The 13345-nt window shown below is 63.6% G+C and carries 12 protein-coding genes; 3 read left to right on the forward strand and 9 right to left on the reverse strand.

Going from position 1 to position 13345, the window contains the following annotated elements; genetic code table 11:
* Window positions 1-175: 175 nt before the first annotated feature.
* The 8 genes from ACIP9X_RS13475 to ACIP9X_RS13510 all read right to left on the reverse strand — a co-directional run bounded on the left by ACIP9X_RS13475 (window position 176) and on the right by ACIP9X_RS13510 (window position 9630).
* Window positions 176-943: an SDR family NAD(P)-dependent oxidoreductase gene (locus ACIP9X_RS13475; RefSeq protein ID WP_400480251.1), complete on the reverse strand. Its 768-nt coding sequence runs from the start codon at window positions 941-943 to the stop codon at window positions 176-178.
* A 216-nt stretch (window positions 944-1159) separates the two neighbouring features.
* Window positions 1160-2128, reverse strand: coding sequence for a 3-hydroxyacyl-CoA dehydrogenase family protein (locus ACIP9X_RS13480; protein ID WP_400480252.1), 969 nt, complete (start codon window positions 2126-2128; stop codon window positions 1160-1162).
* Window positions 2129-2130: 2 nt separating this feature from the next.
* Window positions 2131-2613: a ribose-5-phosphate isomerase gene (locus ACIP9X_RS13485; protein ID WP_400480253.1), complete on the reverse strand. Its 483-nt coding sequence runs from the start codon at window positions 2611-2613 to the stop codon at window positions 2131-2133.
* Window positions 2610-4385: a dihydroxyacetone kinase subunit DhaL gene (dhaL, locus tag ACIP9X_RS13490; RefSeq protein WP_400480254.1), complete on the reverse strand. Its 1776-nt coding sequence runs from the start codon at window positions 4383-4385 to the stop codon at window positions 2610-2612. The genes ACIP9X_RS13485 and dhaL overlap by 4 nt, the downstream gene beginning before the upstream one ends.
* A gap of 150 nt (window positions 4386-4535) precedes the next feature.
* Complete coding sequence (locus tag ACIP9X_RS13495; protein WP_400480255.1) at window positions 4536-5537, reverse strand: sugar phosphate isomerase/epimerase family protein; 1002 nt, start codon at window positions 5535-5537, stop codon at window positions 4536-4538.
* A gap of 317 nt (window positions 5538-5854) precedes the next feature.
* A complete protein-coding gene (locus ACIP9X_RS13500) occupies window positions 5855-6589 on the reverse strand; it encodes a GntR family transcriptional regulator (RefSeq protein WP_400480256.1) in 735 nt (244 codons plus the stop codon).
* Between the two features lie 246 nt (window positions 6590-6835).
* On the reverse strand, window positions 6836-7909 hold the full coding sequence (locus tag ACIP9X_RS13505; protein ID WP_400480257.1) for an alkene reductase: 1074 nt from the start codon (window positions 7907-7909) through the stop codon (window positions 6836-6838).
* A 1058-nt stretch (window positions 7910-8967) separates the two neighbouring features.
* The gene (locus tag ACIP9X_RS13510) at window positions 8968-9630 is read right to left on the reverse strand and encodes a DUF6318 family protein (RefSeq protein WP_400480258.1); all 663 of its coding nucleotides are present in this window, start codon (window positions 9628-9630) and stop codon (window positions 8968-8970) included.
* Window positions 9631-9902: 272 nt separating this feature from the next.
* Between ACIP9X_RS13510 and ACIP9X_RS13515 the strand changes: the two genes are divergently transcribed.
* Together ACIP9X_RS13515 and ACIP9X_RS13520 are read left to right on the forward strand one after the other, a co-directional pair.
* Window positions 9903-10337 carry a pyridoxamine 5'-phosphate oxidase family protein gene (locus ACIP9X_RS13515; RefSeq protein ID WP_400480259.1) on the forward strand — a complete coding sequence of 145 codons (435 nt, stop codon included), beginning with the start codon at window positions 9903-9905 and terminating at the stop codon, window positions 10335-10337.
* Window positions 10338-10392: 55 nt separating this feature from the next.
* Window positions 10393-10815, forward strand: coding sequence for a very short patch repair endonuclease (locus tag ACIP9X_RS13520; protein ID WP_400480260.1), 423 nt, complete (start codon window positions 10393-10395; stop codon window positions 10813-10815).
* Between the two features lie 4 nt (window positions 10816-10819).
* Here ACIP9X_RS13520 and ACIP9X_RS13525 read toward each other — a convergent pair whose 3' ends face one another.
* Entirely contained in the window at window positions 10820-11575 is a 756-nt protein-coding gene (locus tag ACIP9X_RS13525; protein WP_400480261.1) for a response regulator transcription factor, read from the reverse strand.
* Window positions 11576-11676: 101 nt separating this feature from the next.
* On the opposite strand from ACIP9X_RS13525, the gene ACIP9X_RS13530 reads away from it, so the two are divergent.
* Window positions 11677-13338: a sensor histidine kinase gene (locus ACIP9X_RS13530; protein ID WP_400480262.1), complete on the forward strand. Its 1662-nt coding sequence runs from the start codon at window positions 11677-11679 to the stop codon at window positions 13336-13338.
* The last annotated feature ends 7 nt before the right edge of the window (window positions 13339-13345 follow it).

Consider the following 13345-nt stretch of genomic DNA (forward strand, 5'->3'; position numbering starts at 1 on the left):
CAGGTGGTGCTTAGAACATGTGGTGCTTAGAGCGAGAACGCGATGAGCAGAACGCCCGCCAGGCTGGCGAGGACGCCGACGGCGAGGTAGATCTTGCGTTCCCTGGTCCACGAGGTCATGGTGATCCTTCCGAGTGCATGAATGGCCCGCAAAACAGGCCGGGTGAATGAGAGGCCTAGTGCATGTAGAGGCCGCCATCAACATTCAGCGTCTGGCCGGAGATGTATCCGGCGTCCTCGCTGATGAGGAAGGCGATGGCTGCTGCGATGTCGCGCGGGGTTCCGACGCGGTTGACCACAAGGTCCTGGGTGAGTTCGTCCTTTCGTTCCTGGCTGAGCGTTCCGCCCATGATGTCGGTGTCAATGGGGCCGGGCGAGATGGCGTTGACGGTGATGTCGTACTCCCCCAGCTCTCGGGCGGTGGAGCGGGTCAGGCCGATGACGCCTGCCTTGGCTACCGAGTAGGGGGTCTTGGAGAACGTCCCGCCGCCACGCTGGGCGGAAACGGAGGAGATGTTCACGATGCGGCCGATGCGGTTCTTCACCATGGACTCGGCGACGCGGCGCGTAGCGTAGTGGACGCCGTTGAGGTTGATGTTCAGGACGCGATCCCATTCCGCTGCCTCGAGTTCGAGGTACGGGACGGGCGAGCTGACGCCGGCCACGTTTGCGAGGGCAACGATCTCGGGCAGCTCCGCCTCGATGGAATCGACGGCCGCGCGGACGGATGCTTCGTCGGCTACGTTGGCTCCGACGCCGTGGGCCTTCACACCGTACTTGCCGGCGATTTCCTTGGCAGTTGCCTGGGACAGGGCGTCGTCCAAATCGATGATGCCAATGTTCCAGCCCAGCTCTGCGAGGTAATTTGCCGTGGCACGGCCGATGCCGCGTTCGGAGACGGCTCCGGTGACGATAACGGTTCGTTCTGACGGGAAGGTGCTCATGGATGTCCTCCTGAGTTTGTAGCGGAGCTGGCGCGCACGTCCGGGACCGGTGCACGGACAGCAAGAGTTGGCAATGCCCGAAAAGGGCACGGGAAACGGCCACCGACCGGCATAGCTGCCGGCCAGTGACCGTCCTTGTTGGCTGACGGAACGTCTAGCGGGATTAGTCGAGGCGCTTAGACCGCGTCAGTTGATCAACATTCACTTGAATGGCGTTCAGTTGATTGGCGCAGGGCCGAGGTCCTCGATCAGTTTCTGCATCGCAACATAGGCCTTGTTGCGGTAGGCGATCAGCTCGGGCGTGCGCTCGGCGGGGACGTTGAGGAAGCCTGCGCCGGTCTTGGTGCCGAGCTTTCCGGCCTCCACGAGGTCGGTGAGGATCTTCGGCGTGGCGAAGCGCTCCGGGAAATCGGTCTGCAGGGACTTGTAGCAGAAGTTGTAGACGTCCAGGCCGGCCATGTCGGCGATGGCGAAGGGCCCAAAGAACGGCAGCCGGAAACCAAAGGTGGTGCGGACCAGGGTGTCCACGTCCTCCGCGGTTGCGATGCCCTGCTCCACCAGCTGCGCAGCCTCGTGGAAAAGCGCATACTGCAGGCGGTTGAGCACGAAGCCGGTGACGTCCTTGACCACAGCGGTCTGCTTGTTGGCGCCGTGCACGAGGTCGCGTACTGCGCCAACGGTCTCAGCCGAAGTTCCGGCGTGGGGAATGATCTCCACGCCCGGGATGAACGGCGAGGGGTTGGAGAAGTGGACGCCAAGGAAACGCTCCGGGTTGGCGACCGGCTCGGACAGCTCCGCAATGGAGATCGTGGAGGTGTTGGAGCCGATGATCGCGTCCGGGCGGGCGGCCGCGCTGATGCGGGCCAGGGTCTCGTGCTTGATCGCGATGACTTCGGGGACGGCTTCCTCGATGAAGTCGGCGTCCGCCACGGCCTCCTCGATGTCCTTCGCGGCCCAGAGGTTCTGCTTCAGGATTTCCGTGGAGCCTTCGGGGAACAGTCCGTCTGCCACGAACTGGTCGGATTCCGTGAGGAGACGTTCGTAGTTCTTTTGCGCCACCTCCGCGGACACGTCGGCGAGGGCGACGCGCGCCCCGCCGAGGGCCAAAACCTGGGCGATGCCGCCGCCCATGTAACCGGATCCGACGACGGCGTACTTGCGGGGGCTGGTGGGTGTCTCGGTCATGGTCAGTCAGCCTTCGTGTAGTCGGGTTCGTAGGAGCAGATGGCGTCCACCTTGGCCGCCGAGGACGAGTTCTCGTCGAAGCGGTGGTTCAGCCATTCGCCGACGAGCTTCTTGGCGAGTTCCAGGCCGATCACGCGCTGTCCCATGGTGAGGACCTGGGCGTTGTTGCTCAGCACGGAGCGCTCCACCGAGTAGCTGTCATGGGCGGTGACGGCGCGGATGCCGGGGACCTTGTTGGCCGCGATGGCCACGCCCAGGCCCGTGCCGCAGATGAGGAGCGCGCGGTCCGCTTCGCCTTCAGCCACCTTGCGGGCGGCTGCCACGGCCAGGTGCGGGTACGCGGTGGAGTCGTTGGCCGCGACGCCAATGTCCTCGACGGAGGCGACGCGGTCGTCAGCCTCAAGCAGCGCCTTCAGGGCTTCCTTGTACTCAACGCCGGCCTCATCGTTGCCGATGACAATGCGCCAGCCTGCAGGTGTTGTCATGCTTGTGCTCCATTTCCGGCCGATGCGGCCATGTCGGATGAGGCCAGGCCAGAGGTGGCCGGTTCAGATTGGATAAAGCGGGCGACCCGCTCGGTGATGAGCCCGAAGGAGACCGCTCCAGGATCGGGGTGGCCGAGGCTCTTTTCAGCCAGCGGACGGGCACGGCCCTTCAGCGGGCGCAGGTCCGCGGTCTGGCGGGCTGCTTCCGTTGCCGCGGAGGCGGCGGCGGCAAGGGCGCCGCCGAGGGAGGCACCGCCGTCGTGCTCTTTCCGGAAGGCATCCCGGAACGGGAGGAGGGCGTCCACCATCGTCTTGTCCCCCGGTTCGGCTTTGCCGAGTTCGGTGATGGCGTTGGTGAAGGCCTCCACGGCGGCGACGGCGTCCTCGGGCCGGTAGGACTCGCGGTTGCCGAGAACCAGTCCGGCCGCGATGACTGCCGATCCCCACAGCGCACCGGACGTTCCGCCGGCGCGTTCGCTCCAGGCTTCGCCGGCAGCGGTGAGCACGCGCTCCACCGAAGCACCGGCGGCAGCATTCTGCCCACCGGCGGCCGAGGCCGCATCCACCCCGCGGCGCATGCCGATGCCGTGATCGCCGTCGCCGGCGATGGCGTCCAAATTGCCCAGTTCCTCTTCATGTTCGACGACGACGTCCCGCACCTGCGCGAGGACGGCGGCTGCCAGGCGGCCCAGGTCAGCGGACGCAGCGGTGGCGCTCTCGGCTTCTTCGGCCACTGTGTCCTCGGTACCGGCGAGTTCACGCCGGGTACGCGGTGCGAGGTTTCCTTTGCGGAACGCCGGCGTGTCCGCCGGAGCTGCCCAGTACTGCTCGATCTCGTCGTCCAGCCACAGCAGGGTCAGGGAGAGCCCGGACATGTCCAGGCTGGTGACGAGTTCGCCGCACTCAGGCTCCACCACCGTCAGTCCGGCCTTGGTGAGCAGCTTTTCGACCTTGCCGAAGAGCAGAAAGAGCTCGTCGTACTTGACGGTGCCCAGCCCGTTGACGATGGCGACCACACGGTCCCCGGCGTCCTCAGGCTTGTCCTCCAAAAGCCGGGACACCAGCAGCTCGGCCAGCTCGGAAGCCGTCGGCATGGGGTGTTCGGAGATGCCGGGTTCGCCGTGGATCCCAAGGCCCAGCGACATCTGGCCAGCCGGAACGTGGAAGAGGGGCTCGCTCGCGCCCGGCAGGGTGCAGCCGTCGAAGGCCACGCCCAGCGACCGGGTCCGGTAGTTGGTCTTGATGGCGAGACGTTCCACCTCATCCAGGTTCAGGCCCGCTTCAGCGGCCGCACCGGCCACCTTGAAGACGGTGAGGTCGCCGGCGATGCCGCGGCGCTTTTCGATCTGGTCCAGCGGGGCGCTGGCGATGTCGTCCGTGACGAGAACGGTGCGGGTCTCAATGCCTTCGGCGTTGAGGCGCAGCTGGGCCTGGCCGAAATGCAGGACGTCGCCGGCGTAGTTGCCGTAGCTGAGCAGCACGCCGCCGCCGGCGTTGGCGGCCTTGGCCACGCGGTACACCTGGCCGGCGGCCGGCGACGCGAACATGTTGCCGCATGCCGAGCCCGCTGCCAGGCCCGGTCCCACGAGCCCGGCAAAGGCCGGGTAGTGTCCGGAGCCGCCGCCGATCACGAGTGCCACCTGGCCGGGTGTCATCTCGGTGGACCGGACGACGCCGCCGTCAACACGGGCGACGTAGCCGCGGTTGGCAGCGACAAAGCCGTCCAGTGCCTCATCCGCAAAGTCAGCGGGATTGTCGAAGATCTGGGTCATGGTTCCTCATTGAATCCGGGTTGGGATGTTCAGTTCCGGGGTTCCCGCCGGTTTTATGTGCCGGAGGGCGCCTGAAAGGCGGCTGTCGGGGCGCTGCCCGCTGCCGCCGTCGGAAGTTCAGTCCCGGTGGGAACTGAACTTCCGCTGGCTTCAGGATGAAGCGAGTTCGACGGCGGGCTGCTGCCGGCCCTGTGCCACCAGGCTCTTGCCGAGCGCGTAGCCGTCCTTCTTCGGGAGCACGTGGCGGCGCAGGTATTCCTGGTTGCTGGCGGTGACGGAGAGCCCGTCTCCCCCGTAGTGCTCGGTGCAGATGATGCCCTGGAAGCCGTTGGCGATGGCCACCTTGAAGGCCTCCCGGTAGTTGATGAGGCCGCTTTCCATCGGGGCCGGCATGGCAACGTACATGTCGCGGGCCACGTCCTCGTCGCGGATGTAGTTCTTCACGTGCCAGTAGTTGGAGTACGGCAGGGTCTTGGCCACCAGTTCGCGCCAGTCCTCGATGGGGCGGTGCAGGCGGATCAGGTTTCCGATGTCCGGGTTCAGGCCGACGTTGGACAGCCCGATGTCCTGGACCAGCTGCACCGAAGAATCGGCGGTGCCCAGGAAGGTGTCTTCGTACATTTCGAGGGAGAGCAGGACGCCCACCTCTGCGGCATGGCGGCCGAGCTCGCGGAGCCGCGTGACGGCGTTGGTCCAGGCTTCCTTGTCCCCCGCCGGGTCCTTGTGGCCCTCAAGGGTCCAGAACCACAGCTGCTTCTGCTGCTCCGGGGTGATTGCCTGGTGCAGGCCGAAGGAGACAACCTCGCAGCCCAGCTCGGCGGCGGCGTCGATGGTGCGGTGGCTGTACTCGAGGTTTGCTTCCCAGTTGCCTTCTTCAATCACGCTGCGGCGGATCGCGGAAATAACGGGCAGGCCGACGCCAACGCTCTGCGCGGTCTGCTTGAACTCAGCAAGGCGCTCCTTGCTGAGGTCGCCGGGGCGGACCCAGCTGTCGGTCAGGTCGACGTCGGCGAAGCCGGCTTCCTTGACCTCGGTGAAGACCTCGGCCCAGGCGGAGGCGTCGGCGTCGTTCATGGGGGTTCCCTGGGCATCTACGCCGGGGAACTGCAGCAGGGCTGCGGTGATGGGCCAGTTCTCAGCTGTATAAGCCATGTGGTGCACTCCTTCGTGAATCCTGTTTCCTATAGGATCTACTATTCCGGCTGGCGCTGTCAAGGTCTTTTTATAGTTCCACGCTTGATCAAAGATCCTATAGGGATGTAGTGCGTGCTGTGAAGGGCGTTACTAAGGAAAGGCTGGTTCTTATCCGCAGGCGTTTCGGGTGCGTCCTTCTGGCGGCCGGCCCTACCGATGGTGCCCCCGCCCAACTAAGTAGCAGCAAAGGCCGTTCTGAGCGCTGGGAAGGGCCTGTACTGCTACTTACTTCAGTCACGGCAGGCGCTACTCCCCCTGGCTTAATTCCTTGAACCCTAATCCTCGGGTGCGTCGGCGATGGCGCGTGCCCGGACCTTCTTGATGTGGTCGGCCATCGCGGCCTCGGCCTGTGCCGGATCCCCGGTGGAGAGAGCATCCAGAACTGCCTGGTGCTCGGCAATGGCATATTCGGCGTCGGTAATTCCTACGCCGCCAAAAAGCCGGAACCGCTGGACCTGCCCGCCAAGGGCGCCGTAGGCCGCTTCCATGAACTGGTTTCCGGTCTGCTGCGCGATGAGCTGGTGGAAGTGCTCGTCCGCTTCCAGGTAATCCTTGTACTCGGCAAAGGATGGTCCGCGGGGCGCGGATTTCAGGGCATCGACCGTCTCCTCAAGTGCCGCGAGGCGTTCGGGATTGAGCCGGGCGCAGGCAAGACGGGCGTTGACGGGCTCGATGGCCAGCCGGGCCTCCATGAGCTCCGCGAAATCCTCGCGGGTGAAGACCGGGGCAACGCGGTAGCCCTTCAGCGCCACCCTCCGCACCATCCCGGTGTGCTCCAGCCGGGCAAGGGCCTCACGGACGGGAGTGGGCGAGACGTCGAGATCACGGGCGGTCCCGTCGATGCTGACGGCGGCGCCTGGCTCCAGCCGGCCGTCCATGAGGGCGGCAAGGAGTTCCTCGTACACGTGGTCAGCGAGAACCTGTCGGTTGACGCCCCGGCCGGCAGAGCGTTGGGAGCTCTCGCCGGACTGTCGACTGCCGGCGCGGAGGCCGCTGGACGCTTTTTGCATGCTCAAATCCTATAGGCGTGCACAGCATCGGGATGCATGTGACCCTGGGATTCCGCTTGGCTGCTCGTCTTAGGGGCGTCTTACGGGCGTCGCTCCTGCGGGAGTGCCGGGAGCATTTGCGGGGGTGAGCGACAGCGCCAGAACCAGAAGCACCGCCCGGAGTCCGGGCGGTGCTTCTGGCCGAGAGTGTGACGACTGCCTCGGGCCGCAGAGTGGCGACTGGGCCTTTCAGGGCACAGCAGCAGACTAGGCCGGCTGGTACGCCGGGTAGTCCGTGTAGCCCTTGGCCCCTTCCCCGTAGAATGTGCTCGAATCGGGCTCATTCAGCGGCAGTCCCTCGCGCCAGCGGCGGACGAGGTCAGGATTGGCGATAGCCGGCCGGCCGACCACGACCGCGTCCGCATGGCCGTCAGCCACCAGGGAAACAGCTTCATCGCGAGTGGTAATGACGCCGAAGCCCGTGTTGACCAGGAACGTACCGTTGAAGCGGGTCCGCAGATCCTGGACCAAGTCCCCGGTGGGATCAGCGTGCAGGATGCTCAGGTAGGCGAGGTCCAGCGGAGCAATGGAGTTGACCAGCACCTCGTAGGTGGCCCGCACATCCTCGGCGTCGATCTCTTCGATGCCCTGGACGTTGTGTTCAGGCGAGATCCGGATGCCGACCCGGTTGGCGCCCAGCGCTTCCACGACGGCGTTCACCGTCTCGATCACGAAGCGGGCGCGGTTCTCGGGAGAGCCTCCGTAGCTGTCCGTGCGGACGTTGGTGTTCGGCGCGAGGAACTCGTGGAGAAGGTAACCGTTGGCGGAGTGCAGCTCGACGCCGTCGAACCCCGCCTCAATGGCGTTGCGCGACGCCGTTACGATTTCCTCGCGGACGATGGGAAGTTCGTCGGTGGAGAGTTCGTGCGGCACGGGGTGCGGCTGCTTGCCCTTGTAGGTGCGCGTCTCACCGTCGACGGCGATCGCGCTGGGGGCCACAACCCGGTGGCCGCCGTTGATGTCCTCGTGGGAGACACGGCCACCGTGCATGATCTGCGCAAAAATCCGACCACCTTCAGAATGAACGGCGTCGGTGACCTTCTTCCAGCCGGCGATCTGTTCGGGTGTTACAAGCCCGGGCTGCCCCGGGTAGGAGCGGCCGGCGGGGCTAGGGTAGGTTCCTTCGCTGACGATCAGGCCGAGGGAAGCACGCTGGCGGTAATGCTCCACCACGAGGGGGCCGGGTACGCCTTCCTTGCCGGTTCGGACACGCGTCAGGGGTGCCATGACAAGGCGGTTCGGAAGTTCGAGCTCGCCAAGGGTCAGCGGGGAAAACAGCATGCGGAGTTCCTTTCAGAATGCATTGGGTTCACCACCTGTAACTGGCGCGCGTGTGCAACTATTCCGGATGCGCTGAGGGTCACACCGTTTGTGTCGGATTCAGCAAGGCACGCGCCCTTGGGTTATCGCGTTGGGCAGCCTTGGCCGCGGGGGTTGGTAATGCAGTCGTCGGCATAATTCCTGGTGACCGATCGCCAGACACTCACTGCCTGAGGGGGCGAGCTGAGTTGGCCCTGGTTCGGTATGGGAAGTGCCGGGCCGCCATTGACCGAGTAAGTGCCCTGGAAGTAAGTGGTCAGCACGACACTGAAATCTCCCGTTGCAGCGTATGCGTGACTGGTGCGGGTCTTCTCGCCCCAGCGCTCCTGTGGCAGGGGCCCGCCCAACGTGGTCGTCGGGCCGAGCGAGCTGCCGTCCCCGTAATCCCAGCGGTACTGGACTGGCGTGGCGATGATGTGAATCCTCTGTGCGAGGATCGTGATGTCAAATTCCTGAATAGCGGCATCTGCATAAAAGTTTGTTTCTGCGCCACGGAGAGTGTGAGGACTAGGCTGGGCCGTCAGCCTTCCAGGAATGATTGGCAGTCGGTCGAACTCTCGCTGAATTAGGGCCGCGATTCGGGGCAGCAAGTCTTCCGGGTTTCTGTCGTACAAGCAGGTGGGCCCGCCACCATTACCTTGCCAGTCCGTCCACGTAGGATTCTCAATCGATCTGGGCGCGACCTTCCACACCACAGGAATTCCGGGCTTGCCATCAGCTCTGGGAGGGCAGGGACGTTGCCCGGCCAAGCAAGTGATGTCTAGGTTCCCGTCATCTACCTGGCACTGCGGAAACGCGTTGTATTGGTTTGGGTCGTCACTTACATAGCCTGCCGGTGCTGGAAGCATCTCACCCGTGGTCTTATCGAGCACCCAAATCGAAGCTCCAACGTCAATACCGGTATCTTCGAATCCGATGACGGCGGTTGAGCCATTAGCAGTAGCTCCGACCGCTGCGTAGATCGTAGCCAACCCAGCAAAAACCAGTGAGGTAACTGCTAAACCGACCCTTTTCATCGTCTAGCGAATGAGGCCGAGGTCGGTCATTATCCAGCCGGTCGAATCAAAGGAAGCAAGCGCAAGACTTCCAGTGTTCGACGCCTTGGTGGCCTTTTGAGACAAAACTCCCGCGGCCTTATATATGGAAATTTCCTGCTGAATGACCTGGATGGTTGCTTGTTGTGGCCCTCCACCGGCTTTCAATTTTCCACTTACTGACGGCGTCTGGATTTTGCCGCCAACTATCCAATTCTTCCCTTGCCATGCGTTTTTCACGTTGTCCCGAAGCCCGTTACAGAATCGACAGTTGGGTCCGCTGGCAGCCTCCATAAGGCGACTATCACCCGTCTCATAAGCGTACGAGAGCGTTTGGAACCAATACTTCGCGAAGGCCTCCAGCCCTTCTTTCGAGTTCTTGTCCGCCAACGCCGGCTTCACCGGCACGGGTACATTTTGCGCCCGGCCCTTTGCGTCGGCCGGTTTATAGACAGGTGTCGGTTTCGGAGTCGCTGTGGCACTCGGCGTAGCAATGGCTGCCTGAGAAGACGAAGTTGTTGGTCCGGCGCTGGGGCTGCCCTGAGGATCCTCGCCGTTGCTGCAACCACTGAGAACCAGAGCGGCGACGGCGGCAAAGGAAATAGCAGTAAGGCGCACGCGCCCGGAAATGGATGAACGAGAAGTCATGCGCAGCTAATCCCCCCGGATAGGTTTCGGACGTCTGTGTCCGAGCAGTGGTTAAAGGGTAACTGAGGCCACACTTCCCGACTCAAAGTTATCCACACCCTGGCAGCCATCTCGTTCTACCATTCCGGGACCTGGAAAAGAAGGGAACTGCGTGGCTCAACCACTGGTCTAACAACCACCCCAGCGCACGGCTCTGGCGAACCAAGGCTGGGTGCTGGGAAAATGGGCGCACACCCCTATCCTTTTTCTACACTGCGTAGAAGAATGGAGCCATGATGTTCAACCACCCTGACGGCGACCCCATCCTTATCCTCGACGACGAGCAATGCTGGCAGCTGCTGGAGGGCGCAAGGCACGGCAGGCTGGTTGTTACAGTGGCCGGCGAGCCGGACATTTTCCCCGTCAATTACGTGACCAGCCGCCGGAAGCTCTATTTCCGGACGGCGCCGGGCAACAAGTTGGCAGAGCTCACCATCAACGACCGCGTCCTCTTCGAGACCGACGGCATCCTCTCCGACCAGGCGTGGTCAGTCGTGTTGCGCGGTACTGCGCGGGTGCTGAGCCAGTCCGCGGAAATTTCCGAGGCCGAGGAACTGGGCCTGGAGTCGTGGGTCCCCACACTGAAGGATTTCTACGTCGAGATCGAACCGGGTTCCGTCAGCGGAAGGCACTTTGAATTCGGTTCACCACCGGACTTCAACGCCTGACGGCAGCGCGCCCGGCGCCACACCCGGCCCACACAGAGCTGCCTAGACTGGAACCATGGTAGACCGGCTGACACCTGAACAGCGCAGCTGGAACATGTCCCGGATCAGGGGTAAGAACACAAAACCTGAATTGCTGGTGCGCGGCCTCCTGCATGCAAAGGGCTACCGCTACCGCCTCCACGGGACTTCCGGAGGCACCAAGCTGCCGGGAAATCCGGACCTGGTTTTCGCCAGCCGACGCAAGGTCATCTTCATCAACGGATGCTTCTGGCACTTCCACGACTGCCGGGTTGGCCAGCACGCGCCGAAGGCCAACGCTGAGTTCTGGCAAGCCAAACGGACCAAAACCAGAAACCGCGACGCCGACCAGCGCCAGCAGCTCGCAAGCGCGGGTTGGGATGTGCTCACCGTTTGGGAGTGTGAGCTGAAGGACCGGCAGGCCTTGGAGGAACATCTCGAGAGATTCCTCCAAAGCTGACGCGTCAGTCCTGTTCGGGTGCCAGCCGGTAGCCGACGCCGCGGACGGTCTGGAGCCAGCGCGGATTCTGCGCCGAATCACCCAGCTTTTTGCGGAGGTTTCCCATGTGGACTTCGACGGACCGCTCATCAGCTTCGCTGATGTAGCTTCCGACGTCGTACGGCTCGTCGCGCAACCGGCGCACCAGATCGGACTTGGTACGCACCATACGGTTTGCTTCCAGGAGGGCGTGCAGCAAATCGAATTCGGTGCGGGTGAGGCTCAGCTCCTGGCCGTCCACCGCGACCGTCCGGGATTCGTAGCTCAGATCGAGTCCGTTGTGGCGGTAGCTTCTGGAATCATCGGCCGCAGCGGCAGGTGCGCCTGCATCGTCGGCGAGTTCCGGCGTCGAACGCGGGCGCCGCATCATGGCGGCCACACGGGCACGCAGTTCCCTGGGCCGGAAGGGCTTGGTGAGGTAGTCGTCGGCCCCGGATTCCAGGCCGATCAGGGTGTCGAGCTCCTCCGCCCTGGCGGTGAGCATCACGATATAGGCGTCAGAGAACTGCCGGATCTGCCGCGCCACTTCGAACCCATCGATGTCCGGCAAGCCAAGGTCCAGGGTTATGACGGCGGGGTCCAGGTTTTTTGCAGCCAAAACACCTTCGGCTCCGCTTGAGGCGGCCGTGACCTCAAAGCCCGCCTGCGTCAGTACAACCCGAACCAGCTCTCGAATATCGTGGTCGTCTTCAATAACCAAACCCACGCGTGTATCGCCCATTGCAGTCCCCTCAGCCCGCTACATCCCGTCTGAAGTATAGCCCTCGACCGATATCCTGCTCGTATGGACTACTTCCGCCGCGCCCTCACCGAGCCGGGCCCATGAGCAGAAAGGCTTGGAACGAGCCATCGGGCAAGTTTCTGCTGTTCAGCCGGCCCTTTCACGAGTATTCCATGCGGGGCCGGGTGGCACTGAGCCAGCTGCCGCTTTCTGTGACGGTGGCTCTGACGGCGTTGCTTATTCTGGCTTACTTCCCGGGAACACTGCTGAATCCGCTCTTCCTCAGTTTCCTTTTCTCCCAGGCCGCCATTCTGATTCTTTGCTTTGCCATCCCGTGGGACCGGCTGCCCTACCCCAGCTTCCTGGTGATTCCGTTTCTGGACCTGGTCTCGATCGCGCTGGGAAGGGAGGGGGGCCAAGACAGTCTGGCCGGCATCAGCCTGATGGCCGTCTTCCCGGTCATTTGGCTTTGCGCATCCGGAGTGTTTCCCAGGACCGCCGTGGCCCTGTCATTTCTCGGTCCCCTCGGCATCATCTGGGTTCCGCTTCTCATCAGGGGAGACATGACAGGCCCGGACCTTGCCCGTTCGCTCCTGCTCCCCGTCATGTCACTGGGAATCGGCGTTTCCGTCACCGTCTTGACCCTGAGCATGATGCGGCAGCAACGCGATGTGGAGGAGAAGGACATCCAGCTCCGCGGCGTGCTGGGCGTGAGCAAGCGCCAAGAGCGGCTGCTGAACACCGTGCTCGATACGGTACACCTTGGTGTCCTTGCAGTGGATGCAGAAGGCAACGACATCCTGATGAACCGGAAGCAGCGGGCCCATCACCTCCTGGCTTCGCCGCCAGGCAACGACGACCCGAACGAGTCCCAGCTGCTCGTCTTCGACCGTGACAGGACCACCCTGGTTCCCGTCGAGCAGCGCCCTGTCCGCAGGGCCATACTGGGCGAGGAGTTCACCGACTACCTCGTCTGGCTGGGCGCCGGCGACGAGCAGCGCGCCGTGAGCACGAGCGCCAGGCCGATGATCGACCAGGACGGCAACTTCGCGGGCTCTGTCATTGTTTTCAGCGACGTCACGGATCTGGTCAAGGCCCTTGCAGCCAAGGACGAATTCGTCGCCAATGTCTCCCACGAATTCCGGACACCGCTGACATCCATCCTCGGCTACGTGGAGCTGATGCTCGATGACGAGGCTCTGAGGGACGACAAGCGGGGGTTCCTGGAGATCATCCGCCGGAACTCCGAACGGCTCCTGACCCTCGTTTCCGATCTCCTGTCGAGCAGGAACGGACAACTTGTCGTCACTCCGCACGCCGTGGACGTCGCAGAACTGGTGCGCGCCAGCATCACCGCTGCCCTACCCCGCGCCACGGAATCCGGGATCAAGCTGCGGGCCGATGCCCCTGACCGGTTGGAGGCCCACGTGGACGCCGCCCGTGTCTCCCAGGTCCTCGACAACCTGGTCTCCAACGCCATCAAGTACTCCCCCGACGGCGGTGAGGTGACAGTCTCGCTGCGCTCCGACGACGGGACCGTTGTATGCAGTGTCAGCGATACCGGCATGGGAATGAGCAAAGAGGATCAGGAAGAGGTTTTCACCAAGTTCTTCCGCTCCCAGGCCGTCCGCAACTCGGCCATTCCCGGCGTCGGGCTGGGACTGTCCATCAGCAAAGCCATTGTGGAGGCGCACGGCGGCCAGGTTTCGCTGTACAGCGAAGTGGGGCGGGGCACCACGTTTACGTTTGCCGTTCCAGCCTGACACCGGG

Origin of the sequence: Arthrobacter sp. NPDC093125, from assembly GCF_044754225.1 — a bacterium.
GTDB lineage: Bacteria > Actinomycetota > Actinomycetes > Actinomycetales > Micrococcaceae > Arthrobacter.

Excerpts from the sequence above, each read along its gene's own strand:
- ACIP9X_RS13475 (WP_400480251.1), bottom strand. The coding sequence starts at position 943 with ATGAGCACCTTCCCGTCAGAACGAACCGTTATCGTCACCGGAGCCGTC.
- ACIP9X_RS13480 (WP_400480252.1), bottom strand. The coding sequence starts at position 2,128 with ATGACCGAGACACCCACCAGCCCCCGCAAGTACGCCGTCGTCGGATCC.
- ACIP9X_RS13485 (WP_400480253.1), bottom strand. The coding sequence starts at position 2,613 with ATGACAACACCTGCAGGCTGGCGCATTGTCATCGGCAACGATGAGGCC.
- dhaL (WP_400480254.1), bottom strand. The coding sequence starts at position 4,385 with ATGACCCAGATCTTCGACAATCCCGCTGACTTTGCGGATGAGGCACTG.
- ACIP9X_RS13495 (WP_400480255.1), bottom strand. The coding sequence starts at position 5,537 with ATGGCTTATACAGCTGAGAACTGGCCCATCACCGCAGCCCTGCTGCAG.
- ACIP9X_RS13500 (WP_400480256.1), bottom strand. The coding sequence starts at position 6,589 with ATGCAAAAAGCGTCCAGCGGCCTCCGCGCCGGCAGTCGACAGTCCGGC.
- ACIP9X_RS13505 (WP_400480257.1), bottom strand. The coding sequence starts at position 7,909 with ATGCTGTTTTCCCCGCTGACCCTTGGCGAGCTCGAACTTCCGAACCGC.
- ACIP9X_RS13510 (WP_400480258.1), bottom strand. The coding sequence starts at position 9,630 with ATGACTTCTCGTTCATCCATTTCCGGGCGCGTGCGCCTTACTGCTATT.
- ACIP9X_RS13515 (WP_400480259.1), top strand. The coding sequence starts at position 9,903 with ATGATGTTCAACCACCCTGACGGCGACCCCATCCTTATCCTCGACGAC.
- ACIP9X_RS13520 (WP_400480260.1), top strand. The coding sequence starts at position 10,393 with ATGGTAGACCGGCTGACACCTGAACAGCGCAGCTGGAACATGTCCCGG.
- ACIP9X_RS13525 (WP_400480261.1), bottom strand. The coding sequence starts at position 11,575 with ATGGGCGATACACGCGTGGGTTTGGTTATTGAAGACGACCACGATATT.
- ACIP9X_RS13530 (WP_400480262.1), top strand. The coding sequence starts at position 11,677 with ATGAGCAGAAAGGCTTGGAACGAGCCATCGGGCAAGTTTCTGCTGTTC.